Annotated in this window: 29 protein-coding genes; 14 read left to right on the top strand and 15 right to left on the bottom strand. The window is 53.4% G+C overall.

What is annotated here, in order from left to right; all coding sequences use genetic code 11:
• Positions 1–51: 51 nt before the first annotated feature.
• Together V6P94_RS24880 and V6P94_RS24875 are read left to right on the top strand one after the other, a co-directional pair.
• A complete protein-coding gene (locus tag V6P94_RS24880; RefSeq protein WP_003464986.1) occupies positions 52–333 on the top strand; it encodes a DUF427 domain-containing protein in 282 nt (93 codons plus the stop codon).
• A gap of 169 nt (positions 334–502) precedes the next feature.
• Positions 503–769: a hypothetical protein gene (locus V6P94_RS24875; protein ID WP_003464988.1), complete on the top strand. Its 267-nt coding sequence runs from the start codon at positions 503–505 to the stop codon at positions 767–769.
• Positions 770–1,629: 860 nt separating this feature from the next.
• On the opposite strand, the gene sdhC is transcribed toward V6P94_RS24875, so the two are convergent.
• Positions 1,630–2,004, bottom strand: coding sequence for a succinate dehydrogenase, cytochrome b556 subunit (sdhC, locus tag V6P94_RS24870; protein ID WP_005005993.1), 375 nt, complete (start codon positions 2,002–2,004; stop codon positions 1,630–1,632).
• 730 nt (positions 2,005–2,734) lie between these two features.
• On the opposite strand from sdhC, the gene V6P94_RS24865 reads away from it, so the two are divergent.
• Positions 2,735–3,253: a YkgB family protein gene (locus V6P94_RS24865; RefSeq protein WP_003464991.1), complete on the top strand. Its 519-nt coding sequence runs from the start codon at positions 2,735–2,737 to the stop codon at positions 3,251–3,253.
• A 29-nt stretch (positions 3,254–3,282) separates the two neighbouring features.
• On the opposite strand, the gene V6P94_RS24860 is transcribed toward V6P94_RS24865, so the two are convergent.
• The 4 genes from V6P94_RS24860 to intI1 form a co-directional block, all read right to left on the bottom strand.
• On the bottom strand, positions 3,283–4,128 hold the full coding sequence (locus tag V6P94_RS24860; protein ID WP_003464995.1) for an AraC family transcriptional regulator: 846 nt from the start codon (positions 4,126–4,128) through the stop codon (positions 3,283–3,285).
• A gap of 236 nt (positions 4,129–4,364) precedes the next feature.
• Positions 4,365–7,394, bottom strand: coding sequence for a Tn3 family transposase (locus tag V6P94_RS24855; RefSeq protein WP_032432545.1), 3,030 nt, complete (start codon positions 7,392–7,394; stop codon positions 4,365–4,367).
• Complete coding sequence (locus V6P94_RS24850; RefSeq protein WP_010465829.1) at positions 7,378–7,980, bottom strand: recombinase family protein; 603 nt, start codon at positions 7,978–7,980, stop codon at positions 7,378–7,380. The genes V6P94_RS24855 and V6P94_RS24850 overlap by 17 nt, the downstream gene beginning before the upstream one ends.
• Before the next feature lie 292 nt (positions 7,981–8,272).
• Complete coding sequence (gene intI1, locus V6P94_RS24845; protein WP_000845054.1) at positions 8,273–9,286, bottom strand: class 1 integron integrase IntI1; 1,014 nt, start codon at positions 9,284–9,286, stop codon at positions 8,273–8,275.
• Between the two features lie 160 nt (positions 9,287–9,446).
• On the opposite strand from intI1, the gene V6P94_RS24840 reads away from it, so the two are divergent.
• From V6P94_RS24840 to qacG2, 3 genes are all read left to right on the top strand, one after another.
• Positions 9,447–9,998, top strand: a complete 552-nt coding sequence (locus tag V6P94_RS24840) for a chlorite dismutase family protein (protein ID WP_082412261.1) — start codon at positions 9,447–9,449, stop codon at positions 9,996–9,998.
• A gap of 123 nt (positions 9,999–10,121) precedes the next feature.
• Complete coding sequence (locus V6P94_RS24835; protein WP_138763661.1) at positions 10,122–10,481, top strand: cupin domain-containing protein; 360 nt, start codon at positions 10,122–10,124, stop codon at positions 10,479–10,481.
• 222 nt (positions 10,482–10,703) lie between these two features.
• The gene (gene qacG2, locus V6P94_RS24830) at positions 10,704–11,036 is read left to right on the top strand and encodes a quaternary ammonium compound efflux SMR transporter QacG2 (protein ID WP_057094859.1); all 333 of its coding nucleotides are present in this window, start codon (positions 10,704–10,706) and stop codon (positions 11,034–11,036) included.
• A gap of 204 nt (positions 11,037–11,240) precedes the next feature.
• On the opposite strand, the gene V6P94_RS24825 is transcribed toward qacG2, so the two are convergent.
• On the bottom strand, positions 11,241–11,864 hold the full coding sequence (locus tag V6P94_RS24825) for a recombinase family protein (protein ID WP_003155741.1): 624 nt from the start codon (positions 11,862–11,864) through the stop codon (positions 11,241–11,243).
• Between the two features lie 734 nt (positions 11,865–12,598).
• On the opposite strand from V6P94_RS24825, the gene V6P94_RS24820 reads away from it, so the two are divergent.
• Together V6P94_RS24820 and V6P94_RS24815 are read left to right on the top strand one after the other, a co-directional pair.
• A complete protein-coding gene (locus V6P94_RS24820) occupies positions 12,599–12,778 on the top strand; it encodes a hypothetical protein (protein ID WP_217648984.1) in 180 nt (59 codons plus the stop codon).
• 32 nt (positions 12,779–12,810) lie between these two features.
• Positions 12,811–13,107: a hypothetical protein gene (locus V6P94_RS24815; RefSeq protein ID WP_047741491.1), complete on the top strand. Its 297-nt coding sequence runs from the start codon at positions 12,811–12,813 to the stop codon at positions 13,105–13,107.
• A gap of 14 nt (positions 13,108–13,121) precedes the next feature.
• Here V6P94_RS24815 and V6P94_RS24810 read toward each other — a convergent pair whose 3' ends face one another.
• The 7 genes from V6P94_RS24810 to V6P94_RS24780 form a co-directional block, all read right to left on the bottom strand.
• The gene (locus tag V6P94_RS24810; protein WP_047741493.1) at positions 13,122–14,081 is read right to left on the bottom strand and encodes a tyrosine-type recombinase/integrase; all 960 of its coding nucleotides are present in this window, start codon (positions 14,079–14,081) and stop codon (positions 13,122–13,124) included.
• A complete protein-coding gene (locus V6P94_RS24805; RefSeq protein WP_071667625.1) occupies positions 14,078–14,629 on the bottom strand; it encodes a GNAT family N-acetyltransferase in 552 nt (183 codons plus the stop codon). Before V6P94_RS24805 ends, V6P94_RS24810 begins: the two co-directional genes overlap by 4 nt.
• Positions 14,630–14,727: 98 nt before the next feature.
• Positions 14,728–14,946 carry a hypothetical protein gene (locus V6P94_RS24800; RefSeq protein WP_106118768.1) on the bottom strand — a complete coding sequence of 73 codons (219 nt, stop codon included), beginning with the start codon at positions 14,944–14,946 and terminating at the stop codon, positions 14,728–14,730.
• 68 nt (positions 14,947–15,014) lie between these two features.
• The gene (locus V6P94_RS24795) at positions 15,015–15,515 is read right to left on the bottom strand and encodes a hypothetical protein (protein ID WP_122433202.1); all 501 of its coding nucleotides are present in this window, start codon (positions 15,513–15,515) and stop codon (positions 15,015–15,017) included.
• A gap of 98 nt (positions 15,516–15,613) precedes the next feature.
• Positions 15,614–16,252 carry a hypothetical protein gene (locus V6P94_RS24790; protein ID WP_106118769.1) on the bottom strand — a complete coding sequence of 213 codons (639 nt, stop codon included), beginning with the start codon at positions 16,250–16,252 and terminating at the stop codon, positions 15,614–15,616.
• Positions 16,245–16,946, bottom strand: a complete 702-nt coding sequence (locus tag V6P94_RS24785) for an AAA family ATPase (protein ID WP_122433201.1) — start codon at positions 16,944–16,946, stop codon at positions 16,245–16,247. Before V6P94_RS24785 ends, V6P94_RS24790 begins: the two co-directional genes overlap by 8 nt.
• Positions 16,936–17,376, bottom strand: coding sequence for a hypothetical protein (locus V6P94_RS24780; protein ID WP_106118764.1), 441 nt, complete (start codon positions 17,374–17,376; stop codon positions 16,936–16,938). The genes V6P94_RS24785 and V6P94_RS24780 overlap by 11 nt, the downstream gene beginning before the upstream one ends.
• A gap of 242 nt (positions 17,377–17,618) precedes the next feature.
• On the opposite strand from V6P94_RS24780, the gene mobA reads away from it, so the two are divergent.
• The 6 genes from mobA (at position 17,619) to icmT (ending at position 22,982) form a co-directional block, all read left to right on the top strand.
• Positions 17,619–17,921 carry a plasmid mobilization protein MobA gene (gene mobA, locus V6P94_RS24775; protein ID WP_016355642.1) on the top strand — a complete coding sequence of 101 codons (303 nt, stop codon included), beginning with the start codon at positions 17,619–17,621 and terminating at the stop codon, positions 17,919–17,921.
• On the top strand, positions 17,921–20,131 hold the full coding sequence (traI, locus tag V6P94_RS24770) for a TraI/MobA(P) family conjugative relaxase (protein WP_198832865.1): 2,211 nt from the start codon (positions 17,921–17,923) through the stop codon (positions 20,129–20,131). Before mobA ends, traI begins: the two co-directional genes overlap by 1 nt.
• Before the next feature lie 62 nt (positions 20,132–20,193).
• Positions 20,194–20,652: a DotD/TraH family lipoprotein gene (locus V6P94_RS24765; RefSeq protein WP_016355640.1), complete on the top strand. Its 459-nt coding sequence runs from the start codon at positions 20,194–20,196 to the stop codon at positions 20,650–20,652.
• Between the two features lie 14 nt (positions 20,653–20,666).
• Entirely contained in the window at positions 20,667–21,551 is an 885-nt protein-coding gene (locus V6P94_RS24760) for a type IV secretory system conjugative DNA transfer family protein (RefSeq protein ID WP_016355639.1), read from the top strand.
• Positions 21,548–22,717 carry a plasmid transfer ATPase TraJ gene (gene traJ, locus V6P94_RS24755; protein WP_016355638.1) on the top strand — a complete coding sequence of 390 codons (1,170 nt, stop codon included), beginning with the start codon at positions 21,548–21,550 and terminating at the stop codon, positions 22,715–22,717. The genes V6P94_RS24760 and traJ overlap by 4 nt, the downstream gene beginning before the upstream one ends.
• Before the next feature lie 4 nt (positions 22,718–22,721).
• Positions 22,722–22,982: an IcmT/TraK family protein gene (gene icmT, locus V6P94_RS24750; RefSeq protein ID WP_057415738.1), complete on the top strand. Its 261-nt coding sequence runs from the start codon at positions 22,722–22,724 to the stop codon at positions 22,980–22,982.
• A gap of 49 nt (positions 22,983–23,031) precedes the next feature.
• On the opposite strand, the gene V6P94_RS24745 is transcribed toward icmT, so the two are convergent.
• Both V6P94_RS24745 and V6P94_RS24740 read right to left on the bottom strand, forming a co-directional pair.
• Positions 23,032–23,730 (bottom strand): hypothetical protein, encoded by a 699-nt coding sequence (locus V6P94_RS24745; RefSeq protein WP_338649524.1) that lies wholly within the window; start codon positions 23,728–23,730, stop codon positions 23,032–23,034.
• Positions 23,717–24,250: a hypothetical protein gene (locus tag V6P94_RS24740; RefSeq protein WP_004666778.1), complete on the bottom strand. Its 534-nt coding sequence runs from the start codon at positions 24,248–24,250 to the stop codon at positions 23,717–23,719. Before V6P94_RS24740 ends, V6P94_RS24745 begins: the two co-directional genes overlap by 14 nt.
• Between the last annotated feature and the right edge of the window lie 121 nt (positions 24,251–24,371).

Here is a 24,371-nt window from a genome sequence, read left to right as displayed (position 1 = left end):
GCAGCCAGCCCGCGAGCCTTCGCCGGTTGATGAATACAAAAGGAGAGTCCGTTGGTCTCAGCCATCTGGAAAGACACTACTATCGCCACAAGCGACGAAACAGTCATCGTCGAGGGAAATCACTACTTCCCACCGTCAGGAGTCGACCTGAGCCTGCTTGAGATGAGCCCGCACACATCTGTCTGTCCGATCAAAGGCGCCGCGCGCTTCTTTCATGTTCGCGCGGGTGACGCGCTCAACGTGAACGCCGCTTGGACCTATCCCGCCCCCACTCCGGATGCCGAGGGTATCCGGGATTACATCGCTTTCTGGAAAGGCGTGGACGTTGCCTAGCAGACTGGACGGACGACTTCGCTGATAGCCATGCGGGCGCCGACATCTCAATTATCCTGCCCACCCCGGGCCTCGTCGGCTGCAGGAATCTGCCCGGCACCTTAGCGCGACCCGGCACTGGCGGTCTCGCACCCGCCGCGCCTCTGTTCTATCAATAAGGATGGATGACATGGAGCATTCCGAGTTCGATGCCGCTTTCGCGAAGCTTGCGGAGGGATACAGAGAAGGGACTTATGAAGGCCGGCGTTTCAGCTTGATCGTCCGGCGATCTGGGGACGGACGTCGCAACAGTCTGTTCGCCAGGGAGTTGGACGGGACTGACATTGTCAGCTTCAACCTCTTCCGCGTTACATCAGATAGGACATTGTTGAAGCCGTGCGAAATGTCCGCCGAAAAGGTCGTAGCGTTCGTGCTGGAGTTCCGACCGGACACCTGACGGGCAGAAGAAGATCCCGGCCAACCGGCGCGCCTGCGACGGCCGGCTATCTAAGGCTGCGCAAGCCTATAGCCGCAGCTCATTGCACTTCGTCTGGCGAGGAATTCAACATCGATACGTCGCCATCCGCGGGGATATCGGTACAGGCGCCCGTGTAAGCCAGATTGAGAAATCCTAAGCGATGACTAACACCAATGACGCCACCCTTCCGACACATTCTATTCTTGAGGAATGCACAGCGATGGCTGTCGTCAACGCTCTGAAGATTATTCTGAAGAACAGCTACGCGATCTACCTTAAGACAAAAAATGCCACTCGGGCGCATCCCGCCCCTACTTCAGGGACTTTCACTTGCTTCTCGCTCTGTCACTCACAGCATCGGCACGCCCATGACGCATGGTATCCAGGCCTCATAATTTTCCCATATAACCTTCTTGTCTTTTGCGCACCCAGAAAGACTCGAGGCTTTAACTGGACAGATGAGCCCTCGAGGGTAGTGTTCACCTGATTGGCTTTCTCATATCTGATGTTGATTCGCACAGTGTGCCAACCAGGTGATAGTTTCAAAAAACCTGCGCTTCAGAGCGAATTAGACGATCTTCGATAAGAGCGATCCGCCTCAAAATCCAAAACATCTAACATTGTCCTAGAGCCATATTTGTACCTAGTACTATGGCGCTCCCATTAACACATTTGATGATGCACAGAAAACTTAGCTCATGATAGCTTTCAGCTAACAGCTATTCGGAAGCCCGAAAGGATTCAACCGTTTAAGCGTGAACCGTCGATTATAAATACTTTCGTAAGTTAGCTTTAAAGGACGCTTTTAGTCCTTGTAAATACGCATTACGACTCCACAGCTACCAAATCCATACGGCGCCAGCAACCATTAAAACACCCGACACTACTAAAACAATAGTAGAGGCGCGATTGCTGCCTTTCAAAGTATGACCAACACCCACATCCATAACTAGGTGTCGAATTCCGGCTACGAGATGATAAATAAATGAAGAGTATACCAACCAGAAACTAACTTTGCCGAAAGGTGAAGAAAAAATCTCCTTGACTTCATTAAAACCCTTTTCTGACTCCAACGATTTGCTCAGCATATACAGTATCAGTCCCAGAAAAATAAAGAGCATAATTCCTGAAATCCGGTGCAGAATCGATGTAAGCGCCGTGAGAGGAAGCTGAATGGTTCGAATATCAAGATTAACCGGCCGCTTTTTATTCATTTTGACTCCAGTCAACAATTCTAGTGGGGGATTTCAGTTTTCGATCTCATTCATCATAGCAGCTGTAACTAAGGCTGGCGGCGACAATAATGGAGATATTCGGGGCTTACGTTGCATTTTGAGGTCGCAAGTGCATGTGCGTAAATTGAAGCAAATTGCAAGGTTATGCCCAATAGGTAGCTAGCTTATTAATTTAACAAAAGTGACGTGTGTCGTTCTGCAGGGCATGCTGTTCCCCAACCCTGGAAAACCTATCCTCTTTAACACGTCAAAGTCGATTGATAGGCTTGCTGCAACAGCTATCTGCCCGGTTGAAGTCGAAGATCGATGTATCTGTAGGGTTTGGAAATAAATGCGGGCGCCCACCGCACTCACGGCTCAGTTACCATTCTTTGTGCATCGCGGCCGCGCGGCTAGTTGGTAGCTGTTCTAAGCCTAGTCAGTGCCGCCCTTCGCCCCAAGCCCCATAGTCAGATTTGAGAAATGACAGTAGGCGATGCCGCAACGCGCTTCATCGACCTATGTAAAACGACTCCTTTATCGAAATAGTGCACTCATCGCTCTCCACGGCGATCCCTTCATCGCGAATTGCACCGCCCAAGACGATCTGCACTGAAATCAATACTTTCTGATGCCTCTTGATTAGAGATGCCAGCCATAATAATCTCATCGCCAACGCATACGGCGTTCGGCAGCCAACACACTCTCACTCACTACTGGAAGCTCAGACATGAAAACCATAGGCATTGAAAACTCGAAGTCCAGCGTACAGGCCCACTTAACGCTTGGAACCAAAACTATGGGGCTAGGTATCTATGGCGCGTACTTGGCTCTCGCTATTATTTACTTCTGGTTCGGCGGCATGAAATTTACCCACTACGAGGCCGAGGGCCTGGTTCCACTGGTGAGCAACAGCCCGCTTTTGGGATGGGTGTATAGCATTTTTTCGGTCGACATGTTCTCCAGCCTGCTCGGCATACTAGAGATTTCGATCGGCACTCTGATCGCAGGCCGCATGCTGTCGCCCAAACTATCCGTGGTAGGAGGCGCTCTGTCTGCAGGCCTGTTCTTCACAACCCTTAGCTTTATGTTTTCCACTCCGGGCGTCATTGAGCCTAGTTTAGGGTTTCCGGCGATTTCCGTTGCGCCAGGTCAGTTTCTGCTTAAAGACTTAGGGTTGCTTGCTGTTTCGATATTTGTGGCAGGCCATTCGCTGGTTGAACTGGAAAAACGTAAAATTAATGCATAATTTTTTCAATGGCTTAAGGCAGTAATGCCTTAGGCCTTTTTGCCATCATTTTCCCCCGCCAGATCTTTCAACCAGTCACGAGGGCTCAACCCCGTCTTGCGTCTAAATGCGCGAGACAGCGCCGAAGGACTTTCGTAGCCGACTTGAGCTGCAATCAGCGTAATCGAGCGCCCTTCTCGCATCAGCTTCTGAGCCAGGCTAACTCGCCAACTCAACAAATAATCAGCAGGCGTCTGTCCGATGACACTCTTGAAATGCACGGCATACGCAGCGCGTGACATATTTGACTCACTGGCCAGCTCTGCTATTGACCAGGCATGTTCCGGGGAGTTGTGCATCTGTAAAAGCGATCGGGCAAGCCGCATGTCGGCCAGTCCAGCCATCATTCCGGTGCGCAACTGGTGATGATCGAGCAGGTAACGGAGCAACAGAATGATTAGGAGCTCAAATAAGCGCTCAAGCGCGGCTTCCCTTCCACAATGCACATTTGCCGCCTCGGCAAACATCCACTCCAACGTGTCTGCCAGCATGGGCAGATCATCGAGTGCGAGCACCAAACAGTCCGGTAATGAAGCCGACAAAGGATTATCAATTCCGCCCTCAAACTCCATGGAAGCACACAACAACTTTGCGCCATCGGACTCACCCGCAAACAATTGATGCTTGGCGGGGCGTGGCATAAAAATCAAGCTAGGGCGAGTGAGCTGCAAATCCTTGCGATCGGGACCAAGCAACGTCACGCTGCCGGCCTGAAGCAGATGGATATAACCTCGCCGCTCGGCGCCATCGTAAGATGCAGAGCCGCATAGGTCGCCGTCATAGAACAGATTGGCCCGCACGCCGAACCGCGAGAGCAAATTAGACAAACGATCCATTGGCCGATCCTTGACGAGTCAGAACGCACAGACCATACCATCTGCGTTGTCGTTCAGTGCCTGTAGCGAACATGCCGGCGTAAATCAGCCAACGGATAAAGTGATCACTGAGCAGCTCAGCCTCCCTTTCCAGTTCGGCTGTTAAAAAAACAACACCGTTGTTTGAAAGCACCAGCAAATCAAGTGCTCACTCTTCTATTTTACGGGGTTGTACGCCGGAATCCCAGAAATTTCCGTCAGCCCAGCTCCAGTCCCGCCACGAGCGCATCCAGGTCGATGAACTTGCCGTCAGTCTGGAAGGTGTAATGCCCGTTCAGCAGGATGTGCCGCCAGGCCGCTGGCGACATCTGCGTGATCAACGCCAGCGCCTTGGCATTGCCAGCTGCCTCGTACTTCGTCAGCAGCAGGGACAGGATCGCCGAGTTGTAGAAGATGATCGCGTTGCCGATCAGCCTGGCGCACTGGTTGCTGATCTCGATTTCGATGTCGGTGCGGCCGGTCAATTCCTTCTTCCCACCGACTTGGGCGATGGTCGAGCGTAGCTGGTGATAGGACTCAATGCGGTTCTGCGAGCGGTGAACATTACGCTCCAGTTGCGGGTCGCGCAGGTAGCGCAGTGTGTAGATACTGCGGATGAGCTTGTCGAACTCGAAGATTGCGCGCCGCGTCGGGTTCGGCGCCGTATAGGTGCACAGCTTGCGGATCAGCGTGCCCTGCGTCATTTCCTTCAGGCCCAGTGTGGCGACGATTCGGTCGATGTTCGCCTTCTCACCGACGATGAGTTGCCGGTCGATCTGGCCAGCCGGCCGGATCAGGCATTTCTCGTACAATGCCAGATCATCGGCGCAATACAGCTCCTGCAACTGGTCGTCGAGGTCGGTGAAGCGCGGCTCGAAACGAAGTCCGAACCAGTGCAGGATGGCGAAGTTGGCCTTGTTGATGCTGTGCATGTCGCCGGTGATCGCGCTCGGCACGATGTCCGACGTGTTGCGGTACCAGATGTCGAACACGTGGTGAGCCTCGTACTCGTGTGCGCCTATCAGGTAGCCGTTCAACGGCACGTGATTGCACAGCAGCGTGTAGGCGACGACGCCCTTGCCGCGGCCGAAATATTTGCGCGAGTAGCGCGCCTTCACAGTTGGTCGCTCGACGCCGAATTTCTGCCCATCAACGGCACCGTACAACGAATCGAGGTCGAACGAGTAATGCGGGAAGATCGGCAGTGCGGCGATGGCGTTGCTGATGCAATCGTTGGCCACATGTAGCGTCGCCTGGCGCAGGTACTGCTGGTAGGTACTCTCCAGGACGTGGTACGGGATGTCGCTGGTACGTGCCATAACCTGGTTGCCGTGGTTCATGGCTTGGGCAATGATCACCGCCATCAGACTGTCGGCGTCGGCTACCTTCTTCGCATAGCGTGGCTGCAATGGTGTCAGCGCCGACAGGAACTGGCACTGGCCGTTGACGAAGCGAAACACGTCGGCGACATCGCAGTATGGCAGTTGCTCGTAGAGAGCTTGCTCGCGCGCCTTCTGGTTCTCCCCCTTGGGCTTGCGCCAGGTCAGTCTCTGCGTGTCCTTGTCGTATTCCAGGTGCGTCAGCTTGCCCTGTTTCAGCTCGCGATTGAACGCCACCCATTGCGCACGCAACTCGGTCGCCAGTGCATCGAGCTGGGCACTGACCGGCTGCCGCAGGAAGGGGATGTCCATCTGCGCGAGCACGGCGGCTTTCTCGTCCATCGAAACCAACTCGTCGGACAAATGCCGGTGCTGCAAGCTATCGTCAATGTAGAGCTCGCCCGCCTGGAAGCGTTTCCTGACCTGACGGTAAAGCCAGAATTCGTAACGATCGGCATGCAGGCCTGTCGGCGTGCCTTCGGCATCGAACATTAGCAGGTACGGACGCAAGCGTTTCGGCAGCGTTGCCGCCGGACATTCGTCGAGTGGCCGTTGTGATAGGCGCTGCTGCTTGGCGAACACGCTCTTGGCCCAAGTCAGCGCCGCGAGCCATGGGTTATCGGGGGCCGTGCCGGCGAAGTCGAGCGCGACGTACAGCGGCCGTAGATGGCGTCGAATGCGTTCGGCCAGGCCGTCCACCGCCTGCCAGTGCAGCGCCAGTTTGTTCAGTGGCTTGACGCTCATGCGCTGCGCCGTGTTTTGCAGCAATTCCCTGGACATGATTTTGTAGGCGCGTTGGCGCACCTCGCCGAACGGCGTCGGATCGGCCACGCTGTCGTCCACGTACAGCGACAGCAGGCGGCCAACCTGCGGCGTTTCCTGATGGCGTCGCAGCTGTTCGGCGACAAAGGACTGTTTCGCACCCGTGCGGCTCTCGTCCTCAAGTTTTTTCATGTGGAAGGCCATCGCGTCGACCAGGTTGTCGGTGAGCTGCCGGTAACGTACCCAGGCATAGCACAGCAGGTAGAGCCGGGTCTGCTCCGCCTTCAGGTGGCGCAGGTCATGGACGGTATAGAAGTTCGCCAGGCTCGCGTAGTACAGCAGGTTCTGCTGCGAGATGCCGAGCTTGGGCAGCAGCGCCTTGGCGATCCCGTGCAAGGACTTCAGCGTGGCGCGCTTCTCGCGCTCCCCTGCCATCTGACGCCAGCCGAAATCTTTAGCGTCCTGCTTGAGCGCTGCCAGTTGAGACAGGGTGTCGTCACGCACCAGGAGCTGGCCCAGCGCAGCTTTGGCCGATTCGTCCAACACTTCTGCCAGCAAGCCGCCCAAGCGCCTGCGTTCGGTGGACAGGGCTTCACTGACCAGCTCTTGTAAGGTGGTGTGGCCGGGCCGGATGATTTTGTGCTCGCTGAGCCAAACGATCAGTTCGGCGGCCACGAATCCTGGCATTACGTCGCGCCGCACGATCTGTTCAGCCTGCTGTGCCAGTTGCGGCAGGAAGCTAGCCGCCCACGACCGGTAGCCGAACAGTTCGGCGATCTGACCCCTCTGGCTGTAGTGCTCATGCTTGGTGATCGCCTTGCGTTCGAACGCTTCGCCGTGGAAATAGCGACTCAGCACGAAGGCGCAATCGTCCTCGACCTCATGCCAATCGAAGCGGAAGAAAGCATGCTTGGCCTTGAAGTAGCCGATCTGCAAGACGCAATAGACTTGGGCCTGCAGGCTAGGCCGGCTGCTGGCGAACGCCAGTTCAGATTCGGTCAACGCCAGGTATTCCAGCCGCTGAGCATCGTCGAAGTCCGGTAGGCCGTACAAGGCTTCCTGCTCTGCGTCAGAAAAGACGGTGAGTAGCTTATTCTTGTTGCTCATCGACCGTCCTTCCCGCACCACGCCAACCTGCTCGCGTCAATGTTTCGATCAACGTAGTGCGCTTGACATTGAAGTTGCGGCACACCGCCGCCTTAGACATGCCGCCATCGAGCGCGGCGACGATGGCGTCCAGCTTCTCACCAGTGATCGCCTGCGGCCGGCCGCCGATCCGGCCGCGTTTGCGTGCGGCGGCCAAGCCCGCGACGACGCGCTCCTGAATCAAGGCGCGCTCGTACTGCGCGAGCGCACCGAACACCTGGAACAGGAATTCGCCCGAGGGCGTCGTAGTGTCCAGGTTCTCTGTCAGCGAGCGGAACGCCACCCGCTTGTCCTTGAGCGAAGTCACAATGGCGAGCAGGTGCGACAGCGAGCGACCGAGCCGGTCGAGTTTCCACACCACCAGCACATCGCCGGCTCGAACGAACTCAAGCGCCCGCGCCAAGCCGGCACGGTCATCCTTCGCGCCAGAGGCACGATCCTCAAACAGGTGACGCGGATCGACGCCGGCGGCGAGCAGCGCGTCGCGCTGCAAGTCCGTGCTCTGGCGGTCGGAGTCCGACGACACGCGCATGTAGCCAACCAACATAGGCGGATAACCATCAAAAACAGGTTTCCGCATAATAGTGAATAGCGATAGAGTTTTCCGTACATTTTTGAGGGGGTGTTGCACAGGTAGTGTCGTTTTCAGAAGACGGCTGCACTGAACGTCAGAAGCCGACTGCACTATAGCAGCGGAGGGGTTGGATCCATCAGGCAACGACGGGCTGCTGCCGGCCATCAGCGGACGCAGGGAGGACTTTCCGCAACCGGCCGTTCGATGCGGCACCGATGGCCTTCGCGCAGGGGTAGTGAATCCGCCAGGATTGACTTGCGCTGCCCTACCTCTCACTAGTGAGGGGCGGCAGCGCATCAAGCGGTGAGCGCACTCCGGCACCGCCAACTTTCAGCACATGCGTGTAAATCATCGTCGTAGAGACGTCGGAATGGCCGAGCAGATCCTGCACGGTTCGAATGTCGTAACCGCTGCGGAGCAAGGCCGTCGCGAACGAGTGGCGGAGGGTGTGCGGTGTGGCGGGCTTCGTGATGCCTGCTTGTTCTACGGCACGTTTGAAGGCGCGCTGAAAGGTCTGGTCATACATGTGATGGCGACGCACGACACCGCTCCGTGGATCGGTCGAATGCGTGTGCTGCGCAAAAACCCAGAACCACGGCCAGGAATGCCCGGCGCGCGGATACTTCCGCTCAAGGGCGTCGGGAAGCGCAACGCCGCTGCGGCCCTCGGCCTGGTCCTTCAGCCACCATGCCCGTGCACGCGACAGCTGCTCGCGCAGGCTGGGTGCCAAGCTCTCGGGTAACATCAAGGCCCGATCCTTGGAGCCCTTGCCCTCCCGCACGATGATCGTGCCGTGATCGAAATCCAGATCCTTGACCCGCAGTTGCAAACCCTCACTGATCCGCATGCCCGTTCCATACAGAAGCTGGGCGAACAAACGATGCTCGCCTTCCAGAAAACCGAGGATGCGAACCACTTCATCCGGGGTCAGCACCACCGGCAAGCGCCGCGACGGCCGAGGTCTTCCGATCTCCTGAAGCCAGGGCAGATCCGTGCACAGCACCTTGCCGTAGAAGAACAGCAAGGCCGCCAATGCCTGACGATGCGTGGAGACCGAAACCTTGCGCTCGTTCGCCAGCCAGGACAGAAATGCCTCGACTTCGCTGCTGCCCAAGGTTGCCGGGTGACGCACACCGTGGAAACGGATGAAGGCACGAACCCAGTTGACATAAGCCTGTTCGGTTCGTAAGCTATAATGCAAGTAGCGTATGCGCTCACGCAACTGGTCCAGAACCTTGACCGAACGCAGCGGTGGTAACGGCGCAGTGGCGGTTTTCATGGCTTGTTATGACTGTTTTTTTGTACAGTCTATGCCTCGGGCATCCAAGCAGCAAGCGCGTTACGCCGTGGGTCGATGTTTGATGTTATGGAGCAGCAACGATGTTACGCAGCAGGGCAGTCGCCCTAAAACAAAGTTAGACATTTAGGGCACCCATCACATGAACAATCATTATTCATTCATTGGCGGTTCCGAAGGTTCATGGCGAGTCACAAGCTGTGAAACCGTCATTGGCATGCCTCTTGAAATGGTGCAAAGGGTCAATGTCGTTAATATGCCCTCAATCAATTTGGTCGAACGTGGCACCTGGACACTTCAAGGCTTTACAAGCAATGTACGGTACGCTGAACGGCAGGAGATCAATCAACTTCGTGCAAAGCAGGAAGACTTAAATCGTCCTACGTCATCATGTGCAGCGCTCATTCCAATAAAGAAAAGTCCAGAGTGGTGGGCCATGTCGCAAGAGGAACGGCGCAATATTTTTGAAGCACAGTCACACCACACAGAGATTGGGCTGGCTTATCTTCCAGAAATCGCAAGACAACTGCATCATTCTCGTGATCTCGGTGAACCGTTCGATTTCTTAACTTGGTTCGAGTTCGCCCCGGAGCATACTGCCTTATTTAACAAACTATTGGCACAGTTACGTTCATCAAAGGAGTGGGAGTACGTCGAACGCGAAATAGATATCCGACTTGTGAAAAATTTCTAACAATTGGTTCAAATCGCTCGCTGTGCTCGCCGGGACGGGCTAAAGCCCGCCCCTTAACCAAACGTTAGACTTTTGGGCGGCGCGAATCTTGCTGCCCAAAGGCTTGCATTTGCGGAGCAAAAAATGAGCACTCACCGCGTGTATAAGTCCCATGAATTCATGCAGCCAGCCGAGAAAGAACCAATACGGTCTGTTGTTGAATCTTCGCATTCAGTTATCGTGGCTTGGCATGTGGAGCCCGGCCAAACTATTGCGCCACATATTCACCCCGACGGACAAGATACATGGACCATCCTTTCAGGGGAAGGTCAATATCAAATTGACGAGCAAGGCAACACCGTTGCAATTGTTCCGGGGGATATCGTAGTTGCAAACAAAGGGCAGGTGCACGGTGTTCTTTGCACCAGCGTTGGCCCACTTCGGTTCATTTCAGTGGTTGCGCCTTTGGATGCTGGTTATGAACCGCTATCAGCAAAAACATAGGGGATATCAAGTGCAACAAGCTGCCTCCGCTCCCCAGCCTAACTGTTTGGTCAAGCTGACGCCAACAGGCTCCGCCTGTTGGTACCCTCCGCTTCGCTCCGGCGCAGCTTACCGCGGGCGTTAGATGCTTTGCTGTGCGCACAAATTTCGGCCAGCAACAAGACTGTTTTTTTTCTTAAATCGAACCTAAAATTTCTTCGCGGAACTCCATGGAGAAATATTTTGAAAAATTGGTTATTTATGGCTACGGCCATTATTTCTGAGGTCATTGCAACCTCTGCGCTCAAGTCTAGTGAGGGCTTTACTAGGTTAGTACCGTCTTTTATCGTCGTAGCGGGATACGCTGCTGCTTTTTATTTCCTGTCGCTGACACTCAAATCGATTCCTGTTGGAATCGCCTACGCAGTTTGGTCGGGCCTCGGGATCGTCTTGGTCACTGCGATTGCATGGGTTTTGCATGGTCAAAAACTAGATATGTGGGGATTTGTTGGTGTCGGCTTCATTATCAGCGGCGTTGCTGTGCTCAACTTGCTATCTAAGGCAAGTGTTCACTAAAACGGTCGCATCTAACCATTCCGTCGAGAGGGACCGCCCACAAGCTGCGCTTGCGGGTTCCCTTCGCGGCTTCGCCGCTACGGCGGCCCCTCACGTCAAACGTTGAACGACAGCTTTCCCAAAAGCTCTACGGCTGCTCTGGGTCGACACCGGTAATCGGATCGTTGCCGCACTGAACAGCGCCCCGTTCCAGGTCGCCTCCATTTATGCGGCTGAACCGAGGGAGAGCAGCTTTACGCCGTCTGGCCGCAGTTCGCCCTTGGGCGACACGTGCCGGTAGAGCGTCTGCCGGGTAATCCCGAGTTCTTCGCAGAGATCGCCCACCTTGGTTTCCGGTTGCCCCATGCTGGCCATCGCCAGGCGTAGCTTGGCGGCGGTCATCTTGAAGGGGCGCCCCCCTTTCCTGCCGCGAGCGCGCGCCGAGATAAGTCCAGCGACTGTTCGCTCGGAAATCAACTCACGCTCGAACTCGGCCAGCGCGGCAAAAATACCGAACACAAGCTTGCCGGCGGCAGTCGTCGTGTCGACCGCCGCACCGTGACCGGTCAGGACCTTCAGGCCCACGCTACGCGCAGTTAGGTCGTGCACGGTGTTGATCAGGTGGCGCAGATCACGGCCAAGCCGATCGAGCTTCCACACGATCAGCGTGTCCCCTTCACGAAGCGCCTTCAGGCAAGCAGCCAACCCTGGGCGATCATCGCGCCTGCCCGAGGCCAGATCCTCGTAAAGGTGCGCAAGGCTCACACCAGCGGCGATGAGCGCATCGCGTTGCAAATTGGTGGACTGGGATCCGTCCGCCTTCGATACCCGCATGTAGCCGATCAGCACCTTTTCACCCGTCACGTATACGTTCGATTATGTGACAGTTTGAGTCGGAAAGCTCTGGCCGTCAAAAATTGTCACTTAACCCGTTATTTAATTTAAGACATGCAAAGGATTCATCAAGCTCATAATGTGACAAAAATTCCGGGGAATCCGCTCGTTGGTAAACATGGCATTAAGTCTGCGTCGAAACCTGTGATCCCTACCCACAAGATCCTCTGACTTGCAGTTAATGCTGGTTGGCGACGATGGAATGCAGGTCGGTGTGGATCAATGCAGGTTCATTCGCAGCTAACGCTGGTTTGCCGGGCCGGACAGTCGCAGTTAATCCTGGTCGAAAACGGCGCTGATTGCAGGTCGGAACGTTTTCGTTTGCAGGTCGTTACAGCTACCGCGCAAGCTGCTCATGCACAAGCTCCAAACGAGAGCACGCCAGCGTCGACCGCTGCCTCCTTCGCTTCCCAGTTCTACGGTGTCGATGCTTCTGTAGTAGACGTGACAATCACCAAGCAGGATTTGTACACAGCTACAGCAACTACCAAAGCCCCAGGGCAAGCTGTCTGCTCGCTTGAGCTGGCAGTGGTACCTGACGGAGCGAACACCAACTGGGCGCTCGGCAGTTGGGCCTGTGACAAGCAGCCAGCTTCTTAACCACATACAGCAAGGGCAGGGCCGGGATTGATAGTCGCCGGTCCTTCTCGACGATTGCAGCGAAGGTGTGTTCAAAGATGGAGAAGGCGATGAATAATTATTCCGAATGGGAAACGGCTGTTGTCCAGCAGCTCGCTGAATCAATGGAGATCAGCTATTCAGACGCATCAGGCGTGGTGGAAGCCCAGACCTTTCACATACAGCAATCTTGGGTAAAGGGATTGGACGCAACTGATACTGCCCGCAAGGTGCTCTCAGAAATTAGGTAGTAACAGTGACAAGCTGACCAAGGAAAAAAGCTATGAACCTATCACCTAAACATCTGACCTTTGATGCGATGTATTCGGCTTACACCGCCGTGCTCCATAGCCAACCGGGCAAGGCGCTACGTCTGCCTGACGGCGGGGCCATCTTCCTCGAAGATGGTGAAGTCTATGCCGTGACATTGAACGAAGCTGGTGAAGTAGAAATGGAAACTGCAGGGTGTATTAGTCCTGTCGCATGGGACGATGATCGCGGTTGCTGGGATTGCGACGAAAGTGCTGAAGTTTGCGCTTCGGCGGTTAACTTCCCAGTTTTTGTCAGCCTCCCGGCTTGACTATGAGTTCGTACTCAATACTTAACCTTATACGTAGGTGAATCCTCCGGCCGCTGGCCGCGCCGATCATACAGTCGCGTTGTGCTGATGTTCGCGTGACCCAGCCACATCTGAACCTTCGCGATGTCAGCATCATGGTCCAGGGCGTTTGTCGCGGCCGTAGCGCGCAACCCATGCACGCCCAGGCCGTCGACCTCGATGCCAGCAACACGCGCCCAATACGCCACCACCGTATAAAGCCCATTCGCTGTAACTCCAGCACCGGTGGTTTTGCCCCGGACGGAACGGAATAGCGGTCCCGATGATGTATCTCGGGCACTGTCGAGCTCCAGGTACGCATAGATCCGCTCAGCAGCAACTGGGTGGAGTGGGAGGAAGCGAATTTTCTTCCCCTTCCCATGCACCCGAAGATGCTTTATGCCTCGGCGCTCCACCAGGTCACTCGTTGTCAGTCTTGCCGCCTCTTCCCGTCGAAGCCCGTGGTACAGCAATACAGCCAGGATCGCCCGATCCCTCACTCCCTTCACGGTTTCTGTATCAGGAGCGTCCAGCAACCTTTTAGCCTGGTCGTCACCGAGTGCCGGCGTTTTCCCTTCGTTGGTTTCGATCTTGGGTCGCTTGACCCCATGCACAGGGTTCCCACCGGCAACGGCATTGTTCTCCAGGAGATGATCGAACAGGCTGGCCAGCGCGGCCAGTTTGCGCCGGATCGTGGCCCCGGCCAGGCCCCGAGTTTCCAGCTGGGCACGCCATGCCAGTACATGTGCGCGAGTAACAGCACGGAACTCATCGGCGCCGGTGAGGCCGACAAAGCTGCAGAAGTCTTCCAGGTCATTCTGATAGGCACGTCGGGTACGTGGGTTGTCGATATTGGCAAACCACTCGACTGCAGCTGGCACACTGGCCAACTGCTGGAACTCAGCGGAAGTTAGTCGACGTCCACCGGCGCCGCCCGAACTGACGAGCTCGCTCATAACTTCTGCCTCGCTATGAACCCAGCCTCGATCTCGGGCCAATCCGGCGAGGCCATCATCTCGCGGATCTGCCGCTCGTGTGCCAGCTCGGGCACCAGATGCTGCCAGCGCTGTTTGGCGGCATCAAGCTCAGTGTCAGTGCGCAGTTGATCTTCTATCAGCGCACCGGCTGCCAAGAACCGCTGACGAGCCAGGCTCCAGAATCCGTTAGAGGCGCCGTACTGGTAAAGCGGCACGATGGGCACCTGGTGCTTAAGCCAAAGGCACCAAAGCACCCCCAAGCCAAACCCTTGGCGCTGATGTTGCAGCTCGATGTCAATCTTGTTGATGTACACGCGGTCATCCAGCGGATTGATGCCGTAGCTGACATATCCGACGCGCTGGCCACCGACCTCGATGTCATCCACAAAGTCGGTACCGGGAAAAACAAAGTTGCCGCGATGGGATTCCTGCCGTCGATTCACCAGGTGAACGCGGGAGGCTTGTTCATTCAGAATTTTGGCTTGGCGTCTATGGAAATAGTCGCGGATGGGGTCAAAAAGTGCCATGCGCCCTTCTGCCTCTAAAAGTGGTGATAACGTATTTTATCACCATAAATAGGGAAAGGTTCAGATCAGCTTTCGAGACTGGCGTCTAGCTGAGATTTTTATGATTTTGCGTGTACGTATTCAGGAAACGCTTCTTCAAATTCTGGATCTCCAAGCGCGATACGTGTCATTGCCACCACGGCAATCGTCCCTTTGATCTCGCCGGTCGAGGCGTCGTGTTTCAGGCGAACTTCTGCGGAGGAACTGCTAAATGCCCAGGCTTCTACGTAGGCTATGTAGGCAAGTGAGGTTTCGGCAGTCTGGTCATCGTGGCCCATAAACCCTCTCGGAATCGGCAGGTAAACACTACTGGCTAGGATCGGATATGCCTGCACCTTCGGACAGGTTACAGGCCATGAATTTCATCGTTCATAAAGCAGATTAAATCACTACCCAGTTGCCTTGTGAGTCGTGCTTTTGATGCAGCACTGGGGACAGCTTTGTAAAACGAAAACTCATGTTCAGACGAGTATTGACGAATAATCAAATGGGTTTTTACCAAGCGCTTTAACTGACGTAAGCGCGTGACTTCATCAACCATTTGACTTATTGCAGCAACGAACCACTCATCAGGATCGGCTGGTTCTGTACAGACTTGACCAGCGAGGCTTGGCGTCAGTTGGTACCCTTTCGATTTAAGGCTGCTCACGAGAGCGACTTGTTTATCAATAGGTACATCGCAAGCTGTAACAGCACCATTTCCAGTGTTGCTGACTGTGCCTATTTTCTTGTTATCGCAGTAGACTTTGCATGACCAAGCAAGCCCGTGACTAGTCTCCTCTTCACTGTATCCTTTCAATGTAAGCGCAACAGCCCTGAATGCCTTTATGTTCTCATACCCTTTCATAGTCACCTCCGTGGACATCGGTGTCCATTATATCTGGTTTCTTCCGTATTGTAGGCATTATACGGAACGCGGGGGCTAAATAAAAAGCCCCCGTTGCCCTAAATGATCGTGTGTATGCAAAAAACTGACAGTACCACCATCATTATCAAGCTGATAATAATAGGTTTTTTGATTCGCACCTGCCGATTGCTTGCAAGAGTTACGATAACCACTGCAGAACTGATTAGTGGTACCAGCCATCCAACAGGAGCTTTCATCAATATCGAAATAACTATCTCAAGAGGATTGCTTGACTGATGAGTTGAAGCCCAGAAAGGCATGTTGCCGCTGCCAAGAATAAATCCAGCAGTTAGGCACAGCGCTCCGAATGCAATTAATCCAACACACACCCAACCCCAGGCTTGCCAACGGGCAGTGTCTGCTACTTTCATAGCAACAAGTTGACTTGTTTGGGCAACAGCAGAAGACAGTGTACTTAATGCTTTTTTACTTTCAGCATCAACTATTTCAGCAATCAGTTCACGTTGCTTTTCGATAACTACATCTACCTGGCCTGCAATCAGAGCCGGATACTTGCTATATAATGTGTCGTACGATTCCAAAGCCATCAGAATCATCCACATAGCATCATTATCACGTATGTTGAGTGCGTTTTTCACACGGTATAATCGTTCGACTTCTTTGTCAGAAGGCTGACGACCGAGTAACGCTTTAAAACTACTTTCGATGTCATCCATCGATCACCTCACCAATCATTCGTGCCGCATCACGCCGCCACCTTGATAATTCGGCACGATTGCCGATAGGAAGTTCGATCATTGCTTGTGAAACCGACAACCGTTTGCTGTAGAGATCATCACTAACCCTGTCCGCAAGATCTGGTAGCAAAAGAGATTTTCCACCTTCACTTTCAATCATTTCCCGTGTTTTAGAGAAATTGTAGAGTTCAAACTTCTGCTCGTTACCGAAGTATCCGTTTCGGATCACATGAACCTTCGTACCAGGCAGAGCGTCTCGATACTCTTTTAGGAGTTCCAGGCTGTCCCTCTGACGATTGATCACCCATAGCGTTGTCAATTCACGGCCCAGCTCCACGAGTGTGCTATTCAGTGTCTCGCCATATGCAACAACACCTTTGTTATTTCGTGCTGCTGTGTTGATCACTACGACATGATCTTTGAACTCATCGCAGGCGTTTACAAGATCAATCCAGCCATTTGCATCATCAAGGTCAATCAGTCGAGTTTCAATTTGATCCTTGTACATTTTCCAAACGTCTGGATTAGATGTGTCCGATTCAATAAGCAGAACCTTCACGCCTGCTTGTTCGAGCGCATCAACGAGGGCAATCGTAGTGAAGGTTTTCCCTACACCGCCTTTACCCCCGCCAACGAAATAAATATCACCTTTTTTAGCTTCTTTAGATTTCATCAGTATCGTCCTTAGGTGTGAAACTACCTGGTGGAACCGGAGTTACTCCGGTTGAATTTTTCGTGCTGCTCGCTGGTTTGGATTCGACCCCAGGAACGGCTTTTTCAGATGCTTTTTTCTTGTCCCCACGGCTGGTGGTTGCTGATGATCGGCGCGGTTTATTGGTTGACCGAGAATTCGACTTCGCTGGAGAAACCTTCACCTTCGTGAGATAGCTTTTCAGCGTCGTAGGAGCGATCTCCAATCCACTCTCCCTGAGGATCTCTGTAATTTTCTCGATGCTGTACCCTCGAGACTGCAAGTCTCGAATAGACGAAGCCATCATCCGTATTGCTTCAAGATTTGAAATCTTTCGATCTGGATCTTCCACCTGAGGCATCTCCTCAAGCTTTCCCTTGAGTATCTCAATCTGCGAAACGCTGATCGCCATTCGCCTTTCCTCGAAACGTGCATTTACCCCGATTGTATGGGCATCTCTTGCGCAGTCAAGGTCCGTACGATAGCCTGCATACGAAATGCGGTCTAGAATTTAGGACAGGGTAGGGTTTGTACTCCCGCCATAAATGGCGTACGTACAACCGGCCTCGCTGCAGTCGTTTCACTCCCTTGCGCGGCCTACCTCCCTGCTCAGGGCTACGCCCCGAGACCCCTTGAACAGCGAAGGACCTATTTATGAGTACGAGTGAACAGCGGCGTCGAACCGGCCGCCTGCCACCTATTAGGTGTTTTGAGGATGAGGAAGAAATCGTTAGGCAGAAAGCCCATGACTGCGGCCAGAGCGTGGGGCAGTTCATGCTTGCGACTGCTCTGAATAGGCGCACGCGTAGCAAGGTCGACGGGCACATCCTCAACGAGCTGCGGAGGCTTGGGGGCCTTCAAAAGCACCTGTACAACGAAAGCGGGGGCAGGCATTCCAAGGAGTTGGCAGAGATTCTTGTTGAGCTGAAGCAAGCCATCATAAGGATTGGTTCTTAATGCTCGCCAAAGTCCCACCGCGCAGGGCTGATGGTAAATCCAGTTTTGCCGATTTGGTCCAATATGCGACACAACGAGACGATGAAAAAAAGGAACTGACTGATGAGCTCGATCCAGGCTACAGCCGAAGAGACAACGCAATTCTTGAGTCTGCTAGAGCGCATCTCGAAAGAGCAGCAAACAATCTGCGAGCGACTGGACGAATTAGCCTTACTGATGCAGATGCCATCAGAGGGCGTCTTGGAAGTGCTCGAAGGGCTCTTGATACCGATGGGCGTAGACATGTCACGTCTCAACACGAAGTTCCAGGAGACGCTGACCGAAGTGGTAACCAACAGCTCCAAAAGGTAGATTCCGATGAACATGAAAGAAGCATTGCCGCTGCTCGAAACCATCTTGCAACAGCAGCAAGTTATCTCCGACAAGCTACAAGAAATCATCCTGACTTTGCGGCACGAGCCAGAGCCCGTCGAACCGCAATTGCGTTTCATGCTTCAGCCTCTCAACGAAGGAATCGAGCAGATGAACAAGCAGCTCTAGCCGAACTAGAAACAGGCTCTTTGTTAGGTGACTCGATCAACGAGAAATCGTCTTCAGGCGTTTCCTGTCAGCACAACTGTTTGAGTCTTGAAACAGCTGCAGCTGAGATGAGAGCAGTTGCCGCTCAAAATGCTAGAGTTAAAGATCCTGTTTACCATGTGATTTTGAGTTGGCCATCTGACGAATTTCCAACTGATGAGCAGGCTTTTGCTTCTGGTCTTCATGCCATGGAAGCTGTAGGCATGAAAGATCATCAATACGTGTTTGCGATTCATCACGATACCGATAACGTACATCTCCATATGACCGTAAATAGAGTTCATCCTGACTCGTTCAATGCTGTGTATCCGGACCGTGATTATTTTCGTCTGGATTATGCAATGCGTGAGCTGGAGTTGCGGTACGGCTTGAAACACGACAATGGACCTAATGTCGTTGTTCATGAAAATGGAAGTCCTATTATTCAGTGGGCGTCCAGTAAGGCAAAACAGCAGGGCAAGATACCAACAAAGGCTGCTGACATGGAGCGTCATGCAGATCAACAAAGTCTTCACTCCTATGCCCGTGGCGAACCACGTAAGCAAATTGCTAAATTGCTAAAATCAGAAAAAATGACATGGCAAACACTCCATGTGCAATTAGCTAAATTTGGACTGGGTATTCGTCCTAAAGGTCGTGGGCTTGCAATCTTTGATTTTGATGATGTCTCAGCGACAGGAATTAAAGCAAGCGACATGCACGAGCAGTTGTCACTAGCGCGTCTGGTTAAACGACTTGGTGAATATCAAGAGCGAGAGTTGCCTAAAGACTTTGTGACCGCCTCTGCTTACAATAAATTCGCTAGCCCTAAGCGCGATCCTATTGAGCGGCAAAATCGCCGTGAAGAGCGTGCACAGCTTCGTAAAGCGACACGGGCACGTTATGATGCATACCGTGTTGCGTTTGTTACACGCCGAATTGATAAAGAGTGGGTCAAGCAACAATTTATGATGATCCGCGATCAAGCCCGCCAGCAACGGGCAGATATAAAGTCACGAATCAAACATCCACTTGATCGTAAAGCATTCTACAGTATTCTTGCTTTTGAAACATTAAGGTCGCGTGAGGAACTCAAGACTAAAATCCAATTGTTACGTCGCGAATTAAAGAGTGATCCTTCGAATAAGAAGCTTACATTCCGTGAGTGGGTAGAGCGTGAGGCTTCTAACGGCGATCCTGGTGCGATTAGTCAGTTGCGTGGATTTACCTATGGCGATAGACGCAAAGCGAATACGGAAGGTAATGCGATCATTTTTGCAGGGGATGTTGATCCTACTTCAAGTTCAAATTTGTTTTCCGCTGGCACTGTCCGCCGTGATGGGGCCGTAGTTTTTCGTAGGGGTGAAGGAGATCCGGGTTTTGTGGATCACGGCGGGAAGGTTTCTTTCCCTGGAGGCCTCCTCGACGACGAGCTGCTCGCCCATGCACTTGATGACACGCGTACTCGGTGGGAGCGGCCTATTGAGATAAAAGGTACCCCCGAATTCGTTGACGCGGCTTTAAAGGCACTCATTGAACGTGGTTACTCCGGTGATCTAGCCGATCCGACCTTGAACGCTCGGCTCAAAGCTTTGGCTGACCAGCAGGCCGTGGCGAAGGCCAGGCCTATAAAACGCGGGCCACGTGCATAACAAACGTTGTTATGCTGTTTTCCGTATTGTAGTATTCATACGAAATCAACGGAGATAATCCTATGGACCTGAACCGATACCCGTTTGTCGCGTTGCTTGCTGCACTCGCTCTGACAGGTTGTGCTTCCAAGCAGCCTGACGTCAGCGCCCAGGCTTTAATCGATCAGCAAATTCTCGAAGCTTCTCAGAAAATCCAAGCTGCGCAGGTCGACCTGTACCAGGCTGGTGCTTTGAACAGTCGTGTGGTGATGCGCAATCCCAACACCGATTTGAACGACAAACAATTCGTAACCATCAGCTGGCAAGGTGATGCCGTGCAGCTGCTCACGAAGCTCGCACAAGACCGCGGCGAGCGTTTTGAGTTTATGGGCTTACGCATGCCGTTGCCTGTGAACATCGACGTCAAGGGCGTGCAGTATCAGACAGTTCTTTCCATGCTGCGCGCGCAGATCGGGTACCGTGCCGTCATTACTGAGGCCCCAGGTAAACTGGTCCTGCAGTACAACCGGCCCCAAGGCTGAATAGGGGGACTTCTATGAAACGGTTTATGTTCGCGGTTCTCCCTTTGATGGTTTCCTTCGCCACGCACGCTGCAGAGGAGCCTGTGCTCGATCCTTCGAGTAGCGATACAAAGTCCATGGTTGAAACGTCGCCTCCAGATCTAGACGCTCTGCTCAATCCTCAATCCCAAGCGACTACCAAAGTGACCGATATCCGCTCTCAGCTGCTATCGGGCGTTGGTCATACAGTGGGCTTTCGCGGGGGAATGGCTGCTCGTGGTCACGAGCTGGTTGACGGGCTTAACAGCCGGGAACCGGCTCTAGACGCTATGTACAAATTCGCCCCGATGATTGCCAAAAACGGGACGCTGCCTCCGGTTATCGTTGAAGCTCGTGACCTGTCAGCTTTTACCCCGGATCAGATCCGTACCGCTAATCGCGTATACAAGATTGAGCGCGAAGAACGCTTTGTGAGCGTCCCTCCCACCTGGCGGGACTATCTTTACGTTGGATTACCCGTTCGCCAGTCAGTAGAGCTCCCGGCTTTTGAAGCTCGACCGCAGGATGATGCAGAAGACCAGATCTGGAAAAAGGCAGTCCGTGAAGGTTGGGCTGATGGTTACAAGCAAGCGGACGCGATTCTTGAAGCGAATTTTCATCGCCTCACTCGCGATTACACCGGCATGCACCTTTATTCAACCTTGCTCCAGGCTGACATGATCACGACTACTCGTGTAGCTGAATCCCAGCAGACCGTGACCGGTGATAGTAAGCAAATGATGTTGGGCGACAAGCTGCGTAGGGTTACAGACAAGGCTAAGTTCGTTACGGATCCTGGTAAGTGGCGTCCAAGCGTCAAAAAGGATGCAGCAAAACCGAATCCTGTAGTGGCGCCTACCGCTCCGGTGCCGGCGCAATGATTCAACCGGTTTTGGAGCCCTTCAATTTCGAGGGTGATCTCGGTCCACACAGCTTTCGCAGATTCCTAAAATACTGCGCGGACAAAGGCGTTTCAGACGTATTGGTGCAAGGCGGCGACTATATCTGGGCGGAACTGCATGGCAGGCAGCTTCGAGCATCCGTCTCTACTGTGAAACAGGGGCAGCTTTCAGTCTTGATTGCTTCCCTGTGGTCACCTGAGATTGAGAGCCTGATAAAGCAAGGCGACGAAGGCGTTGACCGCGCTCTTGAGATCACCGGCAGCGATATCGGGCTTGAGCGCGGTTTGACACTTCGCTTCCGCACCAACTTTGTTCAGGCCCGCATTGCGAACCTGGATGAAGCGTACTCGATCACCATGCGTGTGATTCCTGTCGACCTCCCCGATATCCATAAAATGGGGATCGAGCCTGATCTGTTTGAAGAGCTTTTTCCGGAATCCGGATTGGTTGTCGTCTGTGGTCCGACCGGCTCAGGAAAGACGACCTTGCAAGCTGGTATCTATGGACACATCGGCGTTGTGATGCCTGATCGTAAGGTCATCACATTCGATGATCCTATTGAGTACGTCCTCGGTGGGCCACACTGGAAAGGACCTCAACCGGCCCAGTCGCAAATTGGCCGGGACATAAAAGACTTTCCAAAAGCAATGCGTAACGCCGTACGACGCAAGCCAAGTATCATTGGGATTGGTGAGGCTCGTGACCGTGTTTCTATCGAGGCGATGGTTGAAGCCAGCTTATCTGGGCACACGTGTTACGCCACAATGCACACGGAGTCTGTAGCAGAGACTATTAACCGGGCCATTCAAACCTACCCACCTGAGCAACAATCTGGGATTGCATCTCGGCTCGCTGGTGCGTTGCGGGTTATCATCGTGCAAAGGCTTCTTAAAACGACTGATGGCAAACGTGCTGCGATTCGAGAGTACCTGGTCTTTGATCGGGAGTTCAGGTCGAAAATGCAAACCCTCCCGTATAACGAGTGGGCAATGTTGATACGGACCAAGCTTGAGGAGGCCGAGGCCACTCTTGATGACAAAGCTTGGAAGCTGCTTCAGGACGGCAGGATCCTGCAGGATGATTTTGTCGGTGTTGCAGGCATGAAGGAATTCAGAAGGCGCTCGCTGAGCGCGCAGGAGAGTTAGACCTATGCCTTCGCTTTGGAGAGCTGCCTCAGAACCGTTGACCGCTTTCGGCATTCCGGTGTCAGCATACTTGCCATTGTTCGGTTGGATGTATTTTCCGAGCTGGACCACCTTCTACATTGCAGTAGGTGTCATCATCTCGTTTGGCATTTTGGCCAAGCTTGGTTGGACCCTCAGTGTTTGTTGGAATAAGTTTTTGGGCTTCTTACGTGGTGGGGTGATCTACGCCAGGCCCTGGTGGTTCAGAAAGCGTTTTCGAGACTAAAAAAAACCGCCCGAAGGCGGTTTTTTATTTTGTCGTGCATCAGTACGACTCACCGGCTACGTGGTCCCCTATCTTTCAGGGACGGAGAACCGACCCCTGCAACCGCTGAATCTACCTGGCTTGGATTCGGCGGCTCTAGGGTAATGCGGATACCGGGATTCAGCCTGCATGAAGCCTCTTTGATTGAATCCCAATGCGAATGGGGGACAATCCCCACCGTCAATGGCTTTTCGCTAATGGTTAATTTTGCTGGATAAGCAATCACCTTCATATGCTCCCAACCCGGGGCCTCAATGAGCGAAGACATCAGATCCGGCCTTTGCTGCAACAGCAAATGAGGTTTGGCCAACTCCAGCTTGCTTGGAGTGATCCCTTCTTTGGCCAGGCGTTCATGGAGCACTGCATGGAGGTTATCCATCATGCTCCTGGACATCCTCGCGAACGATATAAAATCATGATTTGGAATATCGTCAGGTCGCATCATGTTGGGGTTCTGTTTTTGATCCAGTTCAACCAAAAAATCGACGACCGTGAACTGGAGTCTGTTTTTGTCCGCATATGCACGTGCAGCCATGAAACCATCTTGCTTGCTTTGATAGCCGTACAACGCTGGAAATGCGCCCGAAATAGGTGCGTTAGTCGGCACGCCACAGTCTTTGAGGGCAATAGCCCTCGGCGCTGGGCCGGAAAAAAAATAGACGCTAGATAACTCAATAATATGTGAGTCTGGCTTATCAGTCGTGCTCACCTATGCCACCTTGTTTTGACCAACCCTGAATCAAGACCTTTTCAACCTTCTGGCGATCTCCTACGTTGCTCGCTACATCCTGCATCAAGCGTTTGCATTGCTTAGGAGTAAGCGCAAGTCTCTTGAGCGCTTCGATCCATCGCATCACCGGCCTACCTGGCTTGCCATCATGCAACATTAGACGATAAACCGAGGGTGGGGATCTTCCAATCAGAGTCGCGAAGGCGTCTCGATCTTGGGGGGAATCCTGTAACCCTAAAAACTCATAAAACTCCCTGATGTCCAGCGGTGGCTGAACAGGCGACGATGCAGGGTGTTGACGGTACAGATGCAGCAGCATTGCAATCACTGGATCACTTATTTGCTCTGCTGACTGCTCAGGATTCGTCAATTCCTCCCATTTGGCCTTCTGCAGACCAAAGGCATCCGCTGCCGCAACCTTGGTCAGACCATTTTCGATTCGCCATCTCTCCAAATCTGTCCCACAGATCGGGTGAATCTCATCAGTGTCGATAGACATTTGCTCCCCTCAAATGAAGCTGTAAAGCGCCTGCCTCGGCCTCTGTACACGGTTCTTCCAAATCCGTGCTATTTTGAATAATATACACAATACGAAATTTAAGCAGCCACGGTCCAGCCCG

Source organism: Pseudomonas sp. ML2-2023-3, from assembly GCF_037055275.1.
GTDB lineage: Bacteria > Pseudomonadota > Gammaproteobacteria > Pseudomonadales > Pseudomonadaceae > Aquipseudomonas.
Note: the sequence above shows the minus strand (reverse complement) of the source record. Positions and strands in the feature narration are given on the sequence as shown.

Bases quoted from the DNA above. Each gene is read 5' to 3' on its own strand.
- V6P94_RS24875 (WP_003464988.1), top strand. From the start codon at position 503: ATGGAGCATTCCGAGTTCGATGCCGCTTTCGCGAAGCTTGCGGAGGGA.
- sdhC (WP_005005993.1), bottom strand. From the start codon at position 2,004: ATGAATAAAAAGCGGCCGGTTAATCTTGATATTCGAACCATTCAGCTT.
- V6P94_RS24865 (WP_003464991.1), top strand. From the start codon at position 2,735: ATGAAAACCATAGGCATTGAAAACTCGAAGTCCAGCGTACAGGCCCAC.
- V6P94_RS24860 (WP_003464995.1), bottom strand. From the start codon at position 4,128: ATGGATCGTTTGTCTAATTTGCTCTCGCGGTTCGGCGTGCGGGCCAAT.
- V6P94_RS24855 (WP_032432545.1), bottom strand. From the start codon at position 7,394: ATGAGCAACAAGAATAAGCTACTCACCGTCTTTTCTGACGCAGAGCAG.
- V6P94_RS24850 (WP_010465829.1), bottom strand. From the start codon at position 7,980: ATGTTGGTTGGCTACATGCGCGTGTCGTCGGACTCCGACCGCCAGAGC.
- intI1 (WP_000845054.1), bottom strand. From the start codon at position 9,286: ATGAAAACCGCCACTGCGCCGTTACCACCGCTGCGTTCGGTCAAGGTT.
- V6P94_RS24840 (WP_082412261.1), top strand. From the start codon at position 9,447: ATGAACAATCATTATTCATTCATTGGCGGTTCCGAAGGTTCATGGCGA.
- V6P94_RS24835 (WP_138763661.1), top strand. From the start codon at position 10,122: ATGAGCACTCACCGCGTGTATAAGTCCCATGAATTCATGCAGCCAGCC.
- V6P94_RS24820 (WP_217648984.1), top strand. From the start codon at position 12,599: ATGAATAATTATTCCGAATGGGAAACGGCTGTTGTCCAGCAGCTCGCT.
- V6P94_RS24815 (WP_047741491.1), top strand. From the start codon at position 12,811: ATGAACCTATCACCTAAACATCTGACCTTTGATGCGATGTATTCGGCT.
- V6P94_RS24810 (WP_047741493.1), bottom strand. From the start codon at position 14,081: ATGAGCGAGCTCGTCAGTTCGGGCGGCGCCGGTGGACGTCGACTAACT.
- V6P94_RS24805 (WP_071667625.1), bottom strand. From the start codon at position 14,629: ATGGCACTTTTTGACCCCATCCGCGACTATTTCCATAGACGCCAAGCC.
- V6P94_RS24800 (WP_106118768.1), bottom strand. From the start codon at position 14,946: ATGGGCCACGATGACCAGACTGCCGAAACCTCACTTGCCTACATAGCC.
- V6P94_RS24795 (WP_122433202.1), bottom strand. From the start codon at position 15,515: ATGAAAGGGTATGAGAACATAAAGGCATTCAGGGCTGTTGCGCTTACA.
- V6P94_RS24790 (WP_106118769.1), bottom strand. From the start codon at position 16,252: ATGGATGACATCGAAAGTAGTTTTAAAGCGTTACTCGGTCGTCAGCCT.
- V6P94_RS24785 (WP_122433201.1), bottom strand. From the start codon at position 16,946: ATGAAATCTAAAGAAGCTAAAAAAGGTGATATTTATTTCGTTGGCGGG.
- V6P94_RS24780 (WP_106118764.1), bottom strand. From the start codon at position 17,376: ATGGCGATCAGCGTTTCGCAGATTGAGATACTCAAGGGAAAGCTTGAG.
- mobA (WP_016355642.1), top strand. From the start codon at position 17,619: ATGAGTACGAGTGAACAGCGGCGTCGAACCGGCCGCCTGCCACCTATT.
- traI (WP_198832865.1), top strand. From the start codon at position 17,921: ATGCTCGCCAAAGTCCCACCGCGCAGGGCTGATGGTAAATCCAGTTTT.
- V6P94_RS24765 (WP_016355640.1), top strand. From the start codon at position 20,194: ATGGACCTGAACCGATACCCGTTTGTCGCGTTGCTTGCTGCACTCGCT.
- V6P94_RS24760 (WP_016355639.1), top strand. From the start codon at position 20,667: ATGAAACGGTTTATGTTCGCGGTTCTCCCTTTGATGGTTTCCTTCGCC.
- traJ (WP_016355638.1), top strand. From the start codon at position 21,548: ATGATTCAACCGGTTTTGGAGCCCTTCAATTTCGAGGGTGATCTCGGT.
- icmT (WP_057415738.1), top strand. From the start codon at position 22,722: ATGCCTTCGCTTTGGAGAGCTGCCTCAGAACCGTTGACCGCTTTCGGC.
- V6P94_RS24740 (WP_004666778.1), bottom strand. From the start codon at position 24,250: ATGTCTATCGACACTGATGAGATTCACCCGATCTGTGGGACAGATTTG.